This is a genomic window from Corynebacterium silvaticum (assembly GCF_004382825.2).
GTDB classification, from domain to species: Bacteria; Actinomycetota; Actinomycetes; order Mycobacteriales; family Mycobacteriaceae; genus Corynebacterium; species Corynebacterium silvaticum.
Genome location: NZ_SDQO02000001.1, coordinates 1 through 17,578 on the forward strand (window position 1 = coordinate 1; position 17,578 = coordinate 17,578).

The 17,578-nt window shown below is 55.8% G+C and carries 18 protein-coding genes, 1 tRNA gene, 1 rRNA gene and 1 pseudogene; 14 read left to right on the forward strand and 7 right to left on the reverse strand.

What is annotated here, in order from left to right; translation table 11 throughout:
* The 3 genes from rrf to ET810_RS00015 form a co-directional block, all read left to right on the forward strand.
* Positions 1-114 (forward strand): 5S ribosomal RNA (rrf, locus tag ET810_RS00005); the annotation flags it as partial.
* 292 nt (positions 115-406) lie between these two features.
* Entirely contained in the window at positions 407-1,156 is a 750-nt protein-coding gene (locus ET810_RS00010; protein ID WP_134316311.1) for an ABC transporter ATP-binding protein, read from the forward strand.
* Entirely contained in the window at positions 1,157-3,757 is a 2,601-nt protein-coding gene (locus ET810_RS00015) for an ABC transporter permease (RefSeq protein WP_134316312.1), read from the forward strand.
* A 379-nt stretch (positions 3,758-4,136) separates the two neighbouring features.
* Here ET810_RS00015 and ET810_RS00025 read toward each other — a convergent pair.
* A pseudogene (locus ET810_RS00025) lies at positions 4,137-4,480 on the reverse strand (fluoride efflux transporter family protein).
* 126 nt (positions 4,481-4,606) lie between these two features.
* Here ET810_RS00025 and pgm point away from each other — a divergent pair.
* The 6 genes from pgm to ET810_RS00055 all read left to right on the forward strand — a co-directional run bounded on the left by pgm (position 4,607) and on the right by ET810_RS00055 (position 9,702).
* Positions 4,607-6,259, forward strand: a complete 1,653-nt coding sequence (gene pgm / locus ET810_RS00030) for a phosphoglucomutase (alpha-D-glucose-1,6-bisphosphate-dependent) (RefSeq protein ID WP_087454459.1) — start codon at positions 4,607-4,609, stop codon at positions 6,257-6,259.
* A gap of 104 nt (positions 6,260-6,363) precedes the next feature.
* The gene (locus ET810_RS00035) at positions 6,364-6,825 is read left to right on the forward strand and encodes a DoxX family protein (protein ID WP_087454929.1); all 462 of its coding nucleotides are present in this window, start codon (positions 6,364-6,366) and stop codon (positions 6,823-6,825) included.
* Positions 6,826-6,980: 155 nt separating this feature from the next.
* Positions 6,981-7,715, forward strand: coding sequence for a DsbA family protein (locus tag ET810_RS00040; protein ID WP_087454458.1), 735 nt, complete (start codon positions 6,981-6,983; stop codon positions 7,713-7,715).
* Positions 7,716-7,890: 175 nt separating this feature from the next.
* Positions 7,891-7,966 (forward strand) — tRNA-Ala (locus tag ET810_RS00045).
* Between the two features lie 566 nt (positions 7,967-8,532).
* Positions 8,533-9,333 (forward strand): methyltransferase domain-containing protein, encoded by an 801-nt coding sequence (locus ET810_RS00050; protein ID WP_087453544.1) that lies wholly within the window; start codon positions 8,533-8,535, stop codon positions 9,331-9,333.
* 30 nt (positions 9,334-9,363) lie between these two features.
* Positions 9,364-9,702, forward strand: a complete 339-nt coding sequence (locus ET810_RS00055; protein ID WP_087453545.1) for a cupin domain-containing protein — start codon at positions 9,364-9,366, stop codon at positions 9,700-9,702.
* A gap of 128 nt (positions 9,703-9,830) precedes the next feature.
* Here the strand turns inward: ET810_RS00055 and ET810_RS00060 are convergent, their stop codons facing one another.
* The 6 genes from ET810_RS00060 to ET810_RS00085 are packed head-to-tail and all read right to left on the reverse strand — an operon-like array spanning position 9,831 to position 14,553.
* Entirely contained in the window at positions 9,831-10,358 is a 528-nt protein-coding gene (locus tag ET810_RS00060; RefSeq protein WP_087453546.1) for an HXXEE domain-containing protein, read from the reverse strand.
* Positions 10,359-10,374: 16 nt separating this feature from the next.
* Complete coding sequence (locus ET810_RS00065) at positions 10,375-11,043, reverse strand: XamI family restriction endonuclease (RefSeq protein ID WP_087453547.1); 669 nt, start codon at positions 11,041-11,043, stop codon at positions 10,375-10,377.
* Positions 11,040-11,270 carry a helix-turn-helix domain-containing protein gene (locus ET810_RS00070; RefSeq protein WP_134316313.1) on the reverse strand — a complete coding sequence of 77 codons (231 nt, stop codon included), beginning with the start codon at positions 11,268-11,270 and terminating at the stop codon, positions 11,040-11,042. The genes ET810_RS00065 and ET810_RS00070 overlap by 4 nt, the downstream gene beginning before the upstream one ends.
* The gene (locus tag ET810_RS00075; RefSeq protein WP_134316314.1) at positions 11,267-13,105 is read right to left on the reverse strand and encodes an AAA family ATPase; all 1,839 of its coding nucleotides are present in this window, start codon (positions 13,103-13,105) and stop codon (positions 11,267-11,269) included. The genes ET810_RS00070 and ET810_RS00075 overlap by 4 nt, the downstream gene beginning before the upstream one ends.
* Positions 13,098-13,520 (reverse strand): ABC-three component system middle component 2, encoded by a 423-nt coding sequence (locus ET810_RS00080; RefSeq protein WP_134316315.1) that lies wholly within the window; start codon positions 13,518-13,520, stop codon positions 13,098-13,100. Before ET810_RS00080 ends, ET810_RS00075 begins: the two co-directional genes overlap by 8 nt.
* Entirely contained in the window at positions 13,510-14,553 is a 1,044-nt protein-coding gene (locus ET810_RS00085; RefSeq protein WP_134316316.1) for an ABC-three component system protein, read from the reverse strand. Before ET810_RS00085 ends, ET810_RS00080 begins: the two co-directional genes overlap by 11 nt.
* Before the next feature lie 185 nt (positions 14,554-14,738).
* Between ET810_RS00085 and ET810_RS11895 the strand changes: the two genes are divergently transcribed.
* The 5 genes from ET810_RS11895 to ET810_RS00105 all read left to right on the forward strand — a co-directional run bounded on the left by ET810_RS11895 (position 14,739) and on the right by ET810_RS00105 (position 17,565).
* Complete coding sequence (locus ET810_RS11895; RefSeq protein WP_166741061.1) at positions 14,739-14,882, forward strand: hypothetical protein; 144 nt, start codon at positions 14,739-14,741, stop codon at positions 14,880-14,882.
* A gap of 281 nt (positions 14,883-15,163) precedes the next feature.
* Positions 15,164-15,670 carry an RNA polymerase sigma factor gene (locus ET810_RS00090; protein ID WP_134316317.1) on the forward strand — a complete coding sequence of 169 codons (507 nt, stop codon included), beginning with the start codon at positions 15,164-15,166 and terminating at the stop codon, positions 15,668-15,670.
* Positions 15,671-15,771: 101 nt separating this feature from the next.
* A complete protein-coding gene (locus tag ET810_RS00095; protein WP_134316318.1) occupies positions 15,772-16,026 on the forward strand; it encodes a hypothetical protein in 255 nt (84 codons plus the stop codon).
* Positions 16,023-16,433 carry a hypothetical protein gene (locus ET810_RS00100; protein ID WP_216605491.1) on the forward strand — a complete coding sequence of 137 codons (411 nt, stop codon included), beginning with the start codon at positions 16,023-16,025 and terminating at the stop codon, positions 16,431-16,433. The genes ET810_RS00095 and ET810_RS00100 overlap by 4 nt, the downstream gene beginning before the upstream one ends.
* The gene (locus tag ET810_RS00105) at positions 16,426-17,565 is read left to right on the forward strand and encodes a DUF2800 domain-containing protein (RefSeq protein ID WP_134316319.1); all 1,140 of its coding nucleotides are present in this window, start codon (positions 16,426-16,428) and stop codon (positions 17,563-17,565) included. Before ET810_RS00100 ends, ET810_RS00105 begins: the two co-directional genes overlap by 8 nt.
* Positions 17,566-17,578: the final 13 nt, after the last annotated feature.

Genomic DNA, 17,578 nt, shown 5'->3' on the forward strand with positions numbered 1-17,578 from the left:
GGTGGTTATAGTGTCGGGGGTACGCCCGGTCCCTTTCCGAACCCGGAAGCTAAGCCCGATTGCGCTGATGGTACTGCACCTGGGAGGGTGTGGGAGAGTAGGTCGCCGCCAACCAAAAAATTTGATATGTAGGAAGAGAGTCTAGGTATGATGCCTTACCCCCTTGGGGGTGGGTGTGGTGCCTAGACTCTCTTCCCTTTTTTTACGCGTAAACAACCCCCAACAAACCAGGGGGCAAGGAAAGAAAGCGTAGGGAACACGTTACGGGGGTGGAAAAGAGAGAAAAAAAAGGGGGTAGCCGTGTGATGGGTGCGCACACTAGAGCTTCAAGGTTGAATAGACTTGTTACGCTTCTACGGATTTGATGTAGCAGCTTGGAAACAACCCAGATAGGAACTAGTTCTATATGTTTATCACCGACTCCAAGAGGCCAGCAGCTCGTGCAGTTGCTCTCACCAAGAGCTATGGGCAGGGGGAGACCATGGTCCGGGCCCTTGATGGCATCGACGTGGAATTCGCCACCAATGAATTCACCGCGATTATGGGGCCTTCTGGTTCCGGCAAATCTACGTTGATGCATTGCATGGCAGGCTTGGATTCTGTTACCTCGGGGTCGACATTCATTGGAGACACGGATCTTTCGCAGTTGAAAGATAAACAGATGACTGCGCTAAGGCGCGATCGCCTTGGATTTATCTTCCAATCTTTCAATCTGGTTCCTACGCTGACAGCAGCGGAAAATATTACGCTTCCGAGGGACATAGCGGGGCGTAAGGTCGACAAAGAGTGGTTTGAAGAGGTGACGCAGCGCCTTGGCTTGAACCAACGTCTCAACCACCGTCCGGCAGAATTATCAGGCGGTCAGCAGCAGCGCGTTGCGTGTGCTCGTGCCTTGGTGGTACAGTCAGAGATCATCTTTGGCGATGAGCCAACCGGAAACTTGGATTCCAATTCTTCAGCGGAAGTTTTGTCGATTCTACGTACTGCAGTAGATCAGGATGGACAGACAGTAGTCATAGTTACTCACGATCCGCGTGCTGCCTCTTACGCAGATCGGGTGGTTTTCCTTGCAGACGGTCGAATCGTGAAAGAACTGCGTGCCCCCTCGGCGGAGGAGATCTTGCAGACTATGGCTTCCATCGAGGAGCTGGCATAGATGGGACAGCATTCTGCTAAAGGCAGAGAGCCTTCATACTCGACTAGTACTCCTAGCAAAGACAGCTCTACTGCGATGCTTCGCGTGAGCATACGATCTGTTTTGGCTCATAAGGTTCGTCTGGCCCTGACACTGTTGGCTGTCGTTTTGGGTACCGCTTTTGTCTCCGGCTCTTTGATGTTTACTGCATCCTTGAGCAAATCATTTGATGCGGTGGTCGACGATAGCCTTGCTGGTATTGATGCTGTTGTCTCAGGTAAAGAAAAGCCGATTACTGTTGCGGAGATCGAACAGCTTCGAGCAGACAAAAATGTGAAAGCTGTAGACGTCAACGGATCTACCAACGTTGTTGTGGCGACGTCGGATCGCAAGGCTATTCAGACAGGAGCCGGGCGAGCTAGCGTCTCCATTTTCCATGGAGAAGGCAGCGCAAGTAACCGCCCGGTGAAAATCGCGGAGGGGACAGCCCCCAAGGACAACGCTGATGTAGTCATTGCGACAGGAACGGCTTCTGCACACAACATCAAGATCGGTGACTCCCTTCTGGTCATTGACGCGATGGGACAGCGTGAAGTCAAGGTTGTGGGAACGTATGAACCGGCTTCCTCCAATGCGCCTGGGCTAACCTTGTTGACGTCTGAAAACGGCTACCTTGCTAATTACACGCAAGGATCCGTGGGATCAGTGATTGCTAAAAGCGCCGGTATGTCTTCTGAAGACTTAGTGAAGTATCTGTCAGAGACCTATCCGCAGTACAAAGTGGATACTGGAAATGCCATAGCCGAACAAATTACCGGAGTCATTAAAAAGGCCCTGAGCTTTGTCAACTACTTCTTGGTGGCGTTTGGCCTTATTGCTCTTCTGGTAGGCACTTTTATCATCGCTAACACGTTCTCCATGATCGTTGCCCAGCGTTTAAAGGAATTTGCTCTTCTCCGAGCTTTGGGCGTGTCCAGAAAACAACTTACCCGCTCGGTTGTGTTTGAAGCCGTCATCATTGGTCTCGTGGGATCCATAATCGGAATCTTTGGAGGCATGGGGCTGGTCAAACTCATTCAGTTTGTGATGGCTAAGTTTGGCATGGAAATTCCCGCAGCCGGTTTGGGCCTTACCGTTACCTCGGTGCTCCTTCCATTGGCGCTGGGCACAATTGTCACTGTGGTGAGCGCCTGGGCGCCAGCTCGTCGCGCCGGTGCTGTACGGCCCGTGGAAGCCATGCGTTCTACAGAAACCGCCTCCGAGAGCTCTTTGAAAGTCCGCACTATTTTTGGCCTGGTCGGGATTATGCTGGGTATCGCTGCTGCTTTGGTGGGGATTTTCGCAGAAGATGCAGCCACTAAGACTCGGGCGATTTCCGTGGGCGTTGGCGCATTGTTTGTAATCGTTGGTGTGTTTGCTGCATCACCTGCGATGAGTATCCCCATCGTCGGGGCACTGGGACGTGTGCTGGGAGCCCTGTTCGGGGCCGTCGGCAAGCTATCGGCTACGAACGCTCGACGTAACCTTAAGCGGACTGCAACGACTGCGTTTGCGCTCACCTTGGGCGTTGCTCTTGTGACAACGATCGGCATGCTGTCGGCGACGATGAAGAGCAGCATTAGCGATCTCGTGGACAGCGAGGTCAAGGTAGAATTTATCTTGTCGGGGCCTCAGGGCGGACATTTCCCCGTGCCAGCTGAAGCGGAACAGAAAGTCCGTGAGGTCGAGGGTGTGGGCTCTGTGACATCGATGGGATTTGCGCCAGTCACATTGGGAACCGCGAAACTAGAAGCAGCCTCGCACCCGAGCGGAACGGCGTTGGTGAACGGAAAGATCGACGATGTGGTCAATGCCGAAGGGGTAGAGGGAAGCCTTGACCTTACAGCTGCTGATCGAGTGGTCGCTAAGAAGAGCTACTTGGAGGCTCAGAACTTAAAGGTTGGCGACCAAGTGCCGCTGCGCCTGGAAGACGGGACGGAGATCGCGCGTGTCACAATCGTGGGCAGTTTCTCCGAGAGCAAGATTTTGAATGACGTTATAGCTTCGAGCAAAACTATCGAGGGCAAGAACGTGCTCTCGACGACCTCAGTTTTGTTTGTGAACGGCAACGGAACCAAGACCACCGATGAGCTCCGCGACGGGCTTAATAAAGCCGTTGAGGATTTCCTTGTAGTACGTGTGCAAACGTCAAAAGAGTATGCGGGTGAGCAATCCTCGGCGGTCAGCCAGATGATGAATATCCTGTATGCGCTCCTCGGGCTTGCCGTGGTGATTGCGATCATCGGAATCATCAATACTCTTGCGCTGAACGTTATTGAACGCCGCCAGGAGATCGGCATGCTGCGGGCAGTGGGCACACAGCGTAGGCAGATTCGCACAATGATTTCTATTGAATCCGTGCAGATTGCTCTTTATGGTGCCGTGGTGGGTATCGTGATCGGCCTTGGACTGGGGTGGGCGTTCCTCAAGGTTCTCTCTTCCCAAGGACTAGACACAATCAGTATTCCTATCGCAGAGATCCTGTGGCTGCTTGTCGGCTCGGCAGTTGTCGGCGTGGTTGCCGCGCTGTGGCCAGCACGGCGTGCCGCCAAGACTCCGCCGTTGGACGCCATAGCGGACTAACTGTTCGCGTATAAAACCTCGGGTTCACTATCACGTGGGCCCGAGTTTTTTATAGGTGCATGATGAGGCTAGCGCTGCCAACACCAAGCGCACAGGTCACCGCCAGATATCCAAGAGCGGCTGCCCAGCGGCCTTGGACAATATCCGTTCCCAACTCTTTTGCCAGGGTCGACCATGTAACAGAGCGCCTGCGAGCCCGGTCCCCGCAAACACCATAAGTTCTTGGGGTAGTGTGCTCCGCCATAGCCAAGCGATCAATACACAAGCAGCAAGGTTGGCCGCCAAGGTTCCTCGGTAGGGCCCCAGTTTTCCTAACCAGAAACGGCAGAGACCCCGCCGCAAAATCCGCCGAGGACCACGGCTCCTAGCGCGTAGAGCGTCATGGGGCGAGTGGCCTTCTGCGCGTAAGGGTGTTGCCCAGGAGCCATCCCGCGATGCACCCGAAGACAGTAGCGAGGAAGACACCAGCCGCAGAAAATCCGCTGAGCTGAGGCGTTGCTAGGTAGAGCGCGAAGGCGGAGAAGCTAGTAAAGCCCCGAGAAATCCGGTTCCCCAGAAAGGGCGTGGGTGGAAATAACCCATGAGAGTTGCTCCCACGATATTGATGAGAACGATGGTGGCGGGGGCGTCGATAAGCGATACCTGACTGGTGATGAGGAAACGCGCAGCGGCTCCGAGAGCTGCGCCGCTTCCAACGACCACCGAGAGAGGGACTCTATCCATGAGTGCAAAGCCTACTCCGTCGATGGGAGGATTGATGTGTCACAAAAACTCACAAATCAGATGCGTCGGGCATCGAAAACCGCGAAGATAGAAGTGATACACACCGAGCGGACACTAAGGAGCATCATGGCGCATGAACGTGCAGGTCAGTTGGCCCAGCCCGAGGATCTTATTGATATTGCAGAAGTGGTGACTGCGTATTACACGCGTCATCCCGATGCAGATAACCCCGATCAGCAGGTATCTTTTGGAACGTCCGGCCATCGTGGTTCCTCTTTGGATACCGCGTTTAATGAGCAGCATATCCTCGCGATTACGCAGGCTATCGTGGAATATCGGCGGAGCAATAACATTGATGGCCCGCTCTTTATCGGACGTGACCCGCATGCGCTCAGCGAGCCGGCGATGACCTCCGCCCTTGAAATATTACTGGCCAACGATGTGACTGTGCTTGTCGATGACCGTGGCCGCTACACACCAACGCCCGCAGTGTCGCATGCGATTCTTACCTATAACGCGGGCGCCCAGGCACAGCGTGCCGAGACACAGCGTGCCGACGGAATCGTGATTACACCCTCCCATAATCCTCCACGAGACGGTGGTTTTAAGTACAACCCTCCTAACGGCGGACCTGCGGACACAGACGCCACAGATTGGATTGCTAACCGAGCGAATCAACTGCTCCGCGATGGCTTACGTGGAGTTCAGCGGACCTCAGTACAGGGTGTCCTCGATCCGCGAGCCCACGCATACAATTTCCTAGATTCTTATGTTGCAGATCTGCCAAACGTGGTCAATATCGCAGCCATAAGAGACTCCGGGTTGCATATCGGCGCGGACCCTATGGGCGGGGCATCCGTGGACTATTGGGGCGCGATAGCGGAGTACCACAAGCTCAATATGACAGTTACTAACCCGCTTGTTGATGCGACCTGGCGTTTTATGACCCTAGACACCGACGGAAAAATCCGAATGGACTGCTCCTCGCCCGACTCTATGGCCTCGCTGGTGAGCAACCGAGACAGGTTTGACATATCTACCGGCAACGACGCCGATGCAGACAGACACGGGATAGTCACCCCAGACGCCGGCCTGATGAACCCCAATCACTATCTGGCGGTAGCTATTGATTATCTGTTTACGCATCGCCCTCAGTGGTCTACCAACATTGCCGTGGGCAAGACGCTGGTCTCGTCTTCGATGATCGACCGAGTAGTCAACGGCCTGGATCGCAAGCTCATCGAGGTGCCCGTAGGCTTCAAGTGGTTTGTGCCTGGCCTTGTGGACGGCTCCGTGGGGTTCAGCGGCGAGGAATCCGCGGGGGCATCCTTTTTGCGTCACGACGCAACCGTGTGGTCTACAGACAAAGACGGACTTATCCTCAACCTCCTCGCCGCGGAAATAGCTGCGGTGACCGGGAAGAGCCCGTCGCAACGCTGTGCGGAACTGGCACAGACCTACGGTGCCCCTGTCTACGCGCGTATCGACGCTCCCGCCAACCGCGAACAAAAAGCAACGTTGAAAGGGCTTTCTCCAGAGGCCGTCGTGGCTACCGAGCTAGCGGGCGAAGCCATTACCGCGAAACTTACCCATGCACCCGGCAATGGCGCGGCACTTGGTGGGCTTAAAGTGACTACCGACAACGCCTGGTTTGCTGCGCGACCTTCAGGAACGGAACAGAAGTACAAAATTTATGCTGAGTCTTTCCTCGGAGAAGCGCACCTACAGCAGGTGCAAAGGGAGGCACAAGAGCTTGTAGATGGGATACTCCAAGCGTAAGGAACATGCTCGGGAGGCCTAGTGCTGGTGGCACAATGAACTCTTCCAGCACTTCCCTCCACCCTAAAGCTGCATTAGAGTTTAGGTTTGTGTCTGAAAATACGATGAGGCGTTCCAGAAAGACTATGGCGTTAGATGCCATGAGCTTCTTCGCGCGCTTCTTTATGGCTTATATCTGGATCTCGGCGGGTATCTCTAAAACAGGGTCGCATCTAGAGACAGCGCAATCGGTAAAAGCGTATGAAATTTTTAGCGATACGTGGGCTAACTGGATTTCCATGATCATCGGCCCGTTGGAGATCGCCGGCGGTGTGTTGCTGCTGCTAGGAATATTCCTACGCAAGGCAAGCTGGGTCTCCACCTTTGTCATGGTGTTGTTCATTGTTGGACTTTCCCAAGCGTGGGCCCGAGGACTCAGCATCGACTGTGGTTGTTTTGGTCCGCAGGCAATCACAGAAAACACCGCTGCTGATTACGCAAAAGTGATCGCTAGAGACATCGTCTTTGTCGTGCTGTCTCTTTGGACAGTGTACCGCCCCTTTAAAAAGTGGGCTCTATACGCATAAAAACATGATGTGTTGCGGGGAGTCTTCTCTACCTCCCCGAGACCACGTATTATGGCATCAATTGAGCCTGAAAGCTCATCACCCATGTTTCTTCCGTCTGCAAAGTACGTAGCTCGTGGGTGAGAACAACGACAAGAAACAAGGTTGTAAAAATAGTGAGTGGTGCATCCTCCGTGAAAAAGGTTAAAAACCCTACTGAGAAGTCCAATGGGTTCCTCTGGGCTATCCTGGCACTTCTGGTAGTGGTCATCGCTGTGGTCGCTTTTATTGTGATCCAAGGTCGAGGCGCTCAGGAAGATAAAATTGCAGATCGCGAACGTGAGTCAATCTCTTTCGGCGGTGCAGTAACGGACAACGCAATCCAGCTGAAAGCGGCAAACGCAAAGTCTGATGCCAAGAAGATTGATCTCTACGAGGATTACTCTTGCTCCCATTGCGCTGAGCTAGGAAAAGCAACAGACAAGCCGATGAAGGAAGCCATTGAAAAAGGCGAAATCGTGGTTAACCTGCGATTCCTTAACTTCCTCGATCGCGGAAACGAAGACGGCAGCTCCAGCAAAGGCGGAGCAGCTGCTCTAGCCATTGCTAACGCTGGTGAGTGGGAAGCCTACTGGAACTACCGCACGCTGCTCATGGAAGAGCAGAACAGCATCTACGGGCAGTGGAGCAACGACGACTTTGCCAACGCAGCCAAGAACGTCGGCGCATCCGATGGGGTAGTGCAGAAGATTCGTGAGGGCGCTGAAAAGCAGCACTTCCTTGACGCTGCTAAAGCCAATACCGACAAGCTAGAGAAGGACAGCGGAAAAGTTTCCTCACCGCGCGTCTTTATCGACGGCAAGGAAGTCACCGAAAGCATCAATACCTGGGTTACCAAGGCTACTTCCTAAGTACAGCTGAACGCATAAGACAGCGACGCCACCTTGTAGGGTCGCTGTCTTTTTATGGTATTTGTGCTGGTTGATGTGCGTGTACATCGGTGTTCGGTCCAGAATTTGGTAAATCCATCATCGATGACTACCATCTTGAACAGAAGAACGACGCGTACGCGCGAAGTTCACATCTGGGGCTATGGCGCAGCTGGTAGCGCACCACACTGGCAGTGTGGGGGTCACGGGTTCGAATCCCGTTAGCTCCACCAATAGGACGCTCATTTTGATACAAGATGGGCGTCCTTTTGTTTTCCTCGAATGGGCGGCGTTTTGGCTGGTATTTCTCAGTCCAACTAATGGGGAGCAGTTCAGTAAGCGGGGTTTTCGCGTATCAGAAGCGTTAACGCACGCAAAGCATGCAATAGGTGCGATTATCCAGAAAACGTCGTCTTTGACTAATCATTGGGTATGAATTAGGGCACGACTTAGAGTGTAAAGTATAGATAAGCAGCGTACGCAAATTCCCCAGTGGAAAATGCTAAGCCTTTTGCATGGGGTCTGACGGGTTGCTGCTCAGTACGAAATTAAGAGGAAAGAACAGGCGACATTGAAAAGTTCTTGGTGGGCAATCTTGTGACTAAGCTCATTTTCTATCAGAAGATCCCCGTTTTTTGATTTCGAAAAGTCGTAGCGGTTCAGGATGCTGATGATGGTCAGCGAAAGCGAACCTCGCTCGGTTATGTCGATGGTATATCACTCGCAAGAGGGGCAATGAAACAATTCTAATAACCAAGGTAAGGCTGACGGCTGACCTAATTTCGGGTATGATTCTGGTATGGTCCAAATTAGTCCAGTACCGCAAAGTGAACGTCCCACAGAAACGGCGGCCGGCCATTGGGTGTTAGCCCGTGCTGGCAAGAAAGTTCTACGTCCCGGTGGTTTGAAACTCACCACGCGCCTGCTCTCGCAAGCAGATATCCACGGAAGTAGGATTATCGAGTTTGCTCCAGGCTTGGGGCGAACCGCAAAGATTATCGTCGAGAGTGGAGTTGCGTCATATCTAGGCGTGGAGCAAGATCCCGATGCGGCTGCCAACGTTAAACAGGTCGTTACTCCGTATGGTGGAAAAGTAATTGATGCGCGAGCACAAGATACAGGCTTGCCTGCGGCTTCGGCTGATGTAGTGGTTGGTGAAGCTATGTTGACCATGCAGGGCGAGAAAGGCAAGAATGAAATCGTTGCCGAAGCATTCCGATTGATTTCTCCGGGCGGGTGCTACGCAATTCATGAGCTCGGCCTCGTTCCAAATAATATTGACTTGCAACTGGCTGACGCGCTGCGAAAGAACCTTGCCAAGTCAATTCGCGTCAATGCGCGTCCCTTAACCGAAAACGAATGGTGCGAGGTGCTTAAACGAGCCGGGTTTGCTATTGAGTGGGTAGGCTTCGAGCCGATGGCTTTGCTGTCGTTGCGCCGCAATCTCGCTGATGAGGGACTACTTGGGGTGGTTAGGATACTCAAAAATGTTATCCTCGATAAAGACTTGCGTCAGCGCGTTTTAGCGATGCGCTCCACCTTCAGCGAATACCAGAAGCAACTTACGGGCATCGCGATTATTGCGCGCAAACCCCAATAGCAAAAGACTGAAGAAAGAACACCAGAAATAATGAGCGAACGCAAACTTCTCCCAAACTCAATACTTGGTTTCATTGACAATCTCGCCGAACAGATCGAATATGCCGAAAACTCCACTGTGTCGAAAACGCTAATGCGTGCTGAAGGCGTTAATGTCGTACTGTTTTCTTTCGATGCTGGCGAAGAGCTCTCAGAGCACACTGCAGCCATGCCAGTTATCGTGCAGACCCTAGAAGGTGAACTTGAGATAACAGGCGACAATAAAACTGTCATCCTCAAACCAGGTGGGCTAGTCCACTTCACTACTAGGCTCCCGCACGCCGTGAAGGCACTGACTAAAGCCAAAATGGTGCTCTATATGCTCCGATAGAAAAGACTGAACACTGGCGAAAGCTTCCTTTAACCACGTAGAACTAAAGGAAGCTTTCGCCTCTGTTTGCTCAGTTTCAAACAGCTTGCAGTGCACGCGAGGAAACTGCCGAATGAAGATCTTACGGATTATGTTTCCGGAGGCTGGTTGCGGAGGTTGGTTGCGATAATGCCGCTTTGCATAGGTAAGAAGGATCGGCTGAGGACTTTGTTCGTAAACCAATGCATGAAAGCTAGGTTCATACACATGACGGCAACCGTGATGGTTGAAGCAACAGGTAGACTGATTGCTCCTTGGCTAGGGTGGGCGATGATAAGCCAAGCCATGATCGGTAGTTGCAACGGTGCGGACCATAGCCGCAGAGGAAAGCGCTTGATATAGGTGTACACCATCTGAGCGCAATGTATGACGAGGTGGATGGTGTAGGCGATCATTGCGGCTAAAACCCACACATCTTCGGCCCAGAGACAGATTACAATGAGCACAATAAGTTCTTCACTGGCAATAAAGACGGCCTGGGCCAAGGACATGCTTCGGCGTCCGGCTATACCTGGGAGCTGTGCTGAATTGCGGCGGAGCCACGGAACTAGCACGAAGAATTCCTCTATCTCGTGCCAGATGAAAAGAAACAAGAACGCAATAACGGTCCACTCCATTTGATTCTCCCTGCTTCTAATTCGTTCGCGAAGTCCATTCAAATCTACGGGTTGTGGGCAAAGAACGACGGCTACGCAAAGCTACGTCGCTAGAGAAGCGTTCTTCCCGGTAACCCCGCGCGGTCAGCCATTCCCGCATAACAGCCATTTGGCGCGCTTCCTGGGCGTTACGAATAATGGGGTCGGTCACAGCACCGCATCTACGATCTCCCACTACTACTGAGGCAAGCTCGACCTGTTTATGAGACGGTGGCGTTTTCGTCTCAACCCATTCGAAAAGGGTGTCGTCGAGCAACTCCATAATGATTGCAATAATCTGAGTCAGGCTCTGGCGGAGCGCTACATCAGACATCCGGGCAGGAGGTCGCCCTTGTTCTAGGGTGTTCACGAGAGATTTCGGAACATCGGCAAGACCAACTAGGCGGTCACGAGCGATGGGTGGCGCCGTGACCATCCGAAGTGTGCCGATGATCTGGGGATTCTCAATGATGTCCTGTGGAGTAAGCCGATTCATGTAATTAGTAGCTTCAAAGAGATGCTCGACTTCATCAATAACGGCAGAACGAGATCTACGGTAAGCCTCAGGTGCAGCTTCAAGGAACCATTCGTTGTACATCTTCACGGATTGGTAAACATCCTCTTTCCAGAGGTCAAATCTGTGCCGATTGATGTTGGGTGTGCTCATTTTAATTCCTTCTTTGCTAGGGTCACGATGTCAGATAGGTCACAGTTGAGCGCTTCGCAGATTCTCAAGAGGACGGTTGTGGTGACGTTCTCGTCTCGGCCAAGCTTGGCGATGGTCGCTCCCGAAAGTCCGGTCATCTTCCGGAGGTCCTGCTTTTGAAGCTCTCTATCAATAAGCAGTTTCCACAAGGGCTTGTAGCTCACTGTGAAGCTGTGGGGGTTTGTCATCGCTGTTCCTCTTCTGCAACGTCGTACACATCGTCTAGGTAGCCGTAGCGTCCCCGTGTCTTGCTCTTTGAAAACTCAATGACCGTTGTCGCCTCATTGAACTCGAGACCTTCGGTTCGGTCGGTGTTTTCCAGGATGATGATTTGTTGGTCTTTGGCTTGTTCGGCGAAGTACTCGAACAGCCCGGCCCGCATTGAGGTGTTTGGGGTGTTCTTGCCCTCGTCGAAGCCATGCAGGGGGGTGTCGATCAGGACGAAACCGGGCGCATGGGGCGAGCGGCGGTTCATGAACGCATGGAATGCGAGAACAACGACGGTGTTGAAGAAGGCGCAGTAGCCCTTGCCTTGTTCTTCGGCTTTGGCGTACCCCGCGATTTCGATGTCGAAGACTTGACGATTGAAGGCTGCGCTTTGGGCTCTCGGGAAGTGTGCCTGCTCCAGGATGTCTTGCATGGATCTGGTCATCGAGTAGTAGAAATCGCCGTCGAAGTATTCTAGCGGTTTGAATTTTTCGGCATCCGGGTCGCTGGCTTCATCGTCTCCATCCAGCGTCTTCTGGAAGCGAGACTCAAGCTCAGCCAGCTGCTCATGCTCAGCTTTGATTCGCTGCGCGGCGGCGAGTTGATCAATCTGGGTTTGGATGGCACGCGTGGCCGGGTCGAGGTTGCAGGTGAGCTGATTCAACAGCTGGACATGTGCTTGCTTGTTGTGCCCAAGGTCAGCGGCAAGGTCGGCTGCGATTTGGCGTAGGGGGTCGAGGTCATCCGTGGCCTCCTGCTTGAGGTGCTGGATACGAGCGATCTCAGTTTCGAAGGCTGCGATGTCCTCGTCAGTTGGTGGCGGAGTTGCGATTGTGCTGTGGCAGAACTGGCAGGTGTCGGGATGAGGGTGGGTCTGGTCGTGCCTCATGCCTTGGAGCTGAAGGTCGAGCCGGGCGATGTCCGCATCGTATTGCGTGATCAGGGTGCCGCGCTGCTCGACGGCTATTTCAAGTCCTTCAAGTTCTTGGGTCTGGTGACTGATTGTGGTGATCAACTCGCCGTCTTGGGTGAGGATGTGTTCCCGCTGGTTTTGCAGGTCTTCCAGCTGTGCCCTTAGCCCCGCCAGGTATGCCTCGATGGTTGCTCCCTCGGCTGCGGCCTGTTGTTCAGCGCGTTCCAGTTCGGCTTTGCGTGCCTGGATGATGTCGAGCTGCTGGTAGATGTAGCGTTCAACAGCCCTGCGGCGGGCGCGCTTGTCCGAAGCGCTCTCGCGGGATGTTGCCTCGTCGAAGTTTTCGTCTTGTGCCAGGACAAGCAGTGCCGACAGGTTTTGGGTCAGCGACTGAGCGCTAGAAGACTTCGGAAGAAGGATGGAGGGGTCAGGGCGGCCGATTTCGCTCTCGGGTACTAGGAGGGTGTGTTCAATCGCGTGCCAGGTGAAGCGCACCTTATTGAACGCCTCGTTGGTGATGACCTGACGACCTGGATTGATCCCTAACAGTCCGATCAAGAGATTGTTGACTGGCTGCTTGCTCTTGTTGTTGCGGGAGTACTTTCCCGACTCCACGTTGGGATCGGTCGAGGCCACCTCGATGCTTGATCCTCGCTTCGTGGAGCGCGACAGCGTCACCTCACCATCGGCTGTCACGAAGGTGACGGCTGCGGTCGTGTACCCGGTTTTATCGGTGAACGGAAGATCCTTGCCGCCACATGCGAAGGCGATCGTCTTCGCGATTCTGGTCTTGCTGGTGTTGGACGGGCCGACAATGCAGTTCAGACCGGGAGCAAGATCGATGATCGAAGCGGTGCTGTCATCTCTGGTGGCCTTGACCTGGCGAATCCAAAGCTTACCCATGCTGCATCACCTTCTTCTGAACCTGCACTACGACAACGTCGAGTCCGCGTGCCAGGAGTTGACCGATGGCCTGCCCGTATGCGTCCGCGTACGCACCGTCAAGGGATTGCGCGAAGCTCTGACCGGCAGGGGTGGAGCCAAACGTGATGCCGTTATCGCCGGTGGACGCCAGCCCGGTACGTACCAGCCGGGCAAGCCCGGCGTGGACGCGTCTGCGGCGGGCATCATATTCGGCCACCGCGTACGGGGTGCCGCCGTGAAGGCTCTTGTTCCCGAACCCGAACTGCTTCATGTAGGTCGCCGCGATATCGAGCGCTGTGGTCTCGTCAAGGCTCAATGAACGCGGCACCCGCGAGAGGCACATGGTGAGCCGGGTCGCTGTCTCCTCGGGTGTGTTGAACAGGCTAGTCGTCACGGCAGACCACCCAGTGCAGTTGATCATCGTTGACGAGCATGTGGCACATGCCCTTCTTGTGAGTTGCCCGCACCATCGACGGGAATTTCACAATGACCGAACCGTTCAACGCGAAGTCGGCTGCCTTGCTCAAGGTCGCGTTCATCCGCAGGTAGCCGTCGTCGTAGTCCGCCTCGCAGATTTCGACGACCCCGTCGAACAGGTCTTCCTTCATCGCAGAGAACTCCTGTTCTCCAGCGGGGATGAGATCCCGAAGGTTGCGGCGAACCCCTTCAGCATCCCAGAAATGCCCACGCTGCCTGGCGAACGCCTTCCGGTATCGATCGGGCAGGTCACTGAGATCGGCAACCGGAGTTCCCAGGTGCTCGGCGAGAGCGGCAAACATCTGTGTGGTGTAGCCGGATTCGAGTGCAGGATCGGGCGACTCGGGAACTTTCGGTGTGGGCTTCCATGGCAGCGAAGAAGACCCCAAATGAAGTTTGCCGCCGTTGATCCTGCCTTCGGCTAGCGGCAGGTTGGTGAACAAATCTGGTTGCTCCTGCGGGGCGGCACCGTCGGCGAGTAGATCCCGGTCGTTGCTGTTTGACCACAGGATCGCTTTCAGCCATTGCCCCACAGCGGACGGCACTTTCCCTACATCGTGCACATTGATGTTGGCCACCGTGAGCTGCTCTTGGAACGTAGCGAGGGCGTCGACGCCTATGGGGTCACAGAGTTCTTCAACTTTGCTGGTGTCCAGATGATTGTGGAAGTCCCGGGCTTTCCAATCGGGCAGTTTCCTGTCCCCGTTGAAAAACCGTACGAGGTCGGTCTCGTTGATCCCGGCCCACACTCCGACCGTGATCGACGTCTTTCCAGGTTCCCGCTTCTTCTCGTGCGCGGACGTTTCGACAAAGACGGTTTCCTTATCCATCACCGCGTCGAAGAAGTCCTTCATGAACCCCTTCTTTGTCCGGGCGACTCCCGACATGAAGGGTTGGACGGTTCGGCAGAAAGCGCCCAGCGCATAGCGAGGGTCTGCATTTGCTGCCATCTCGTCTCCTCTCCGTCTTCTGCAGTCTTGTCTCGTCTCGGGTGCCAGCGACTCGTTTTCCTATCGTGAAAACAGGTTTAGAAACCGAGTGCAGTCCTTGGGACGAAGATATGTCGATTCTACCTCGGCGTGCACGTTTCTAAACATCAAGTACACGAACGTGTCGCGAGGAGGTGAGAAGAGACATGGGAACCCGTAACACGAAGCAGACGTCTCGACCGGTCGCCAAGAAGGCGTCCGCACTGCTGCGCGACGGTCGCACCTCGGCCAAGACGAAGTCGGTCGCAGCCTCGGCGCTGGCTCAGGCCAAGCCGCGTAAGGGCAAGTAGCCCTCACGGCTGTCCTGCTGGCCAGACGTCAGTCGGCAGGACAGCCCAACCGCTGTGGCGGTCAGAGCCGTACCGGTCACCGGCCGGCCGCCCTTCCTCCTACACCCGCATGCGTTTTTCAACCGTATTCGGGAGACCTCCGTTGAGCGCTTGATGGGCACCACCTGTATCCGGGTTCACCCCGGGTCGGGTCGGTGCCCGTCACTGTTTCCGCTCAACACCACGGTCTCTCGCCGGTTGCCCTCAACGAGGTCTCCCTTCGCAAGAAGGGAAGCCCTCACGTGGCATTCAACAACCAATTCACTGTCCCGTACCTGACCCCCAGGGGCAACACCATCGACCTACCCGTCCCTGACCTGCCCGACAGCGAAGAACTGCGTGCCCAGCTGCGCGATCTGGCTTCGCGTCCGAAGTGGGCTTGCGCCTACCTCGACGACGTGTACGCCGAGTACCGCGAGCTGGACAATCGCCGCCGCTCCGACATCTCCGTCGACCAACCCGGCCACGGTGATGACGACGAGCGTGGCGGGCTGGGCGCGGATTACTTCGCCTCGGACGATCCGGACTTCACCGCGCAGGTCGAGGCCAACTTGGCGGTGGTCGAACTGCTGAGTCCGCTGACTGCGACGCAGCGCGAGTACATCGAGCTGCATGTGCTCCACGGCGACCGGTTCACCGAGATCGCCGCCGACAAGACCGGCGCAGGCCAGCTGACCAGTGCCGATGCGGTGCGTAAGGCCGTCTCGCGCGGTCTGGTCCAACTGCGCAAAACACTCACCGAGTCGTAGGCCGTCCGGTTTCGGTGCGTCCCATGCCTGACAGATGCAAGGCACTCCCTTCACTAGCCCGGTGATGGGGCGTACCACCACTCACATGGAAGGAAACCCGGATGTCCACCAAGCTCAAGATCAAGATCGCCAAGCATCCCAGCCCGGCTGCCGCACTCGCTGCAAAAGAAATCCGCCCCAGCAGGCGGATGCTGCGCGCGATCTTCGGCACCAGCCGACCCCAGCACCGCATGGCCGTGCTCCTGCCCGGCTCCGAAGCCTCCACCGTCGAGGTGCGTGTCGCCGACACCGACGACGACCTGATGGCGCTGGCCGACGCGGCAGGTGTCACCCGCGAGGGCGGTGATAACCGATGATCCCGGTGAGTGACGCGAACAGGTTCATTGGCGCGCTGAACCGGATCGCCGAAGGCGTCACCATGCTCGCCGCCGCAATTGAGGAGACCGCGTGGGAGGGGTTCGAGGATCACGCCGGGATGCTAGGTAGCCGTCCGATCGCCTCCGTCGGGCTCGCACAACCCGACCTGGAGCAGGCCGCCGCTGAGTACGAGGCCGCCCACCGACAGGCACCCGAACCGGCACCTGAGCCGGAGTCGGTGTCGCTGGCGCAGGTGCGTGGAGTGCTCGCCGACCTGTCCAGCCAAGGCATGACCGAGCAGGTGCGTGGGCTGATTGTCGCCACCGGCGCGGACAAGCTGTCGGCGGTTGACCCGGCGAAGTACGGGTGGCTGCTGGCCAAGGCGAAGGAGCTGTCCGATGCCTGACCAGCATGCGCTGCTCTCGGCGTCGGGTTCGCACCGGTGGCTCAACTGTCCACCCAGCGCCGTCCTGGAATCCCGCGAGCCGGATTCTCCGTCGGCGGCGGCCGAGCAGGGCATCGTCGCACACGCGCTGGCGGAGTGGAAGCTGCGGCGTTCCCTCCACCAAGCGCCGACCTTCAAACCCGAATCTGACTGGATCGACGACGAGATGGAGAACCTGACCGACGACTACGTCGCCTTCGTCCAGGAACACATCTCACTGGCACAGGAGACCTGTGGTGATCCGCAGGTGTTGATCGAGCAGCGCCTCGACTTCTCCCATGTGGTGCCGGGCGGTTTCGGTACCGGCGACTGTGTGATCATCGCCGAACCCAAGCTGCAGATTATCGATCTGAAGTACGGGCAGGGTGTCCTCGTCGAAGCCGAGCGCAACCCGCAGCTCATGCTCTACGCGCTCGGAGCCGTCCACGCTTTCGGGGACTTGTATGACATCACCGATGTTGCGGTGACGATCTACCAGCCCCGCCGAGGAAACGTCGACACCTGGGAAACCGACGTCGCTGACCTGCAGGCGTGGGCTGCGACCGAGGTCAAGCCGAAAGCCGAGTTGGCTGCGGCGGGCGGGGGCGAGTTCTGTCCCGGCTCGTGGTGCCAGTTCTGCCGCATCGCACCGACGTGCCGGGCACGTGCCGAGGTCAACTTGGCGCTCGCCCAGCGGGAGTTCGCCCCGCCCGCCGAGCTGACGGATGCGGAGATCGCGGACGTTCTCGCGAGGATTCCACAGCTCAAATCGTGGGCTGCGGATGTGGAGGCCTACGCGCTCTCGCAGGCGGTGAACCAGGGCAAGCACTGGGATGGTTTCAAGCTCGTCGCCGGACGGTCTGTCCGCAAATACACCGACGAGGGTGCCGTCGCTGAGGCGGCTCAGGCTGCCGGATACACCGACATCTACGACAAAAGGCTCATCACGCTCACTGCGATGGAACGCCTCATGGGCAAGAAGACCTTCAACGAGGTTCTCGGTGACCTCGTGGTCAAACCGGTCGGGAAGCCGACGCTCGTGCCCGACACCGATAAACGACCCGTGCTCGATATCCGCAGCGCCGAATCCGAATTCACGAAAACCAGTAACTAATAGAAAGAAGGAC

Bases quoted from the DNA above. Each gene is read 5' to 3' on its own strand.
- ET810_RS00010 (WP_134316311.1), top strand. From the start codon at position 407: ATGTTTATCACCGACTCCAAGAGGCCAGCAGCTCGTGCAGTTGCTCTC.
- ET810_RS00060 (WP_087453546.1), bottom strand. From the start codon at position 10,358: ATGGAGTGGACCGTTATTGCGTTCTTGTTTCTTTTCATCTGGCACGAG.
- ET810_RS00070 (WP_134316313.1), bottom strand. From the start codon at position 11,270: ATGACAAACCCCCACAGCTTCACAGTGAGCTACAAGCCCTTGTGGAAA.
- ET810_RS00050 (WP_087453544.1), top strand. From the start codon at position 8,533: ATGGTCCAAATTAGTCCAGTACCGCAAAGTGAACGTCCCACAGAAACG.
- ET810_RS00100 (WP_216605491.1), top strand. From the start codon at position 16,023: ATGATCCCGGTGAGTGACGCGAACAGGTTCATTGGCGCGCTGAACCGG.
- ET810_RS00015 (WP_134316312.1), top strand. From the start codon at position 1,157: ATGGGACAGCATTCTGCTAAAGGCAGAGAGCCTTCATACTCGACTAGT.
- ET810_RS00055 (WP_087453545.1), top strand. From the start codon at position 9,364: ATGAGCGAACGCAAACTTCTCCCAAACTCAATACTTGGTTTCATTGAC.
- ET810_RS11895 (WP_166741061.1), top strand. From the start codon at position 14,739: ATGGGAACCCGTAACACGAAGCAGACGTCTCGACCGGTCGCCAAGAAG.
- ET810_RS00095 (WP_134316318.1), top strand. From the start codon at position 15,772: ATGTCCACCAAGCTCAAGATCAAGATCGCCAAGCATCCCAGCCCGGCT.
- pgm (WP_087454459.1), top strand. From the start codon at position 4,607: ATGGCGCATGAACGTGCAGGTCAGTTGGCCCAGCCCGAGGATCTTATT.
- ET810_RS00085 (WP_134316316.1), bottom strand. From the start codon at position 14,553: ATGGCAGCAAATGCAGACCCTCGCTATGCGCTGGGCGCTTTCTGCCGA.
- ET810_RS00075 (WP_134316314.1), bottom strand. From the start codon at position 13,105: ATGGGTAAGCTTTGGATTCGCCAGGTCAAGGCCACCAGAGATGACAGC.
- ET810_RS00105 (WP_134316319.1), top strand. From the start codon at position 16,426: ATGCCTGACCAGCATGCGCTGCTCTCGGCGTCGGGTTCGCACCGGTGG.
- ET810_RS00065 (WP_087453547.1), bottom strand. From the start codon at position 11,043: ATGAGCACACCCAACATCAATCGGCACAGATTTGACCTCTGGAAAGAG.
- ET810_RS00035 (WP_087454929.1), top strand. From the start codon at position 6,364: ATGAGGCGTTCCAGAAAGACTATGGCGTTAGATGCCATGAGCTTCTTC.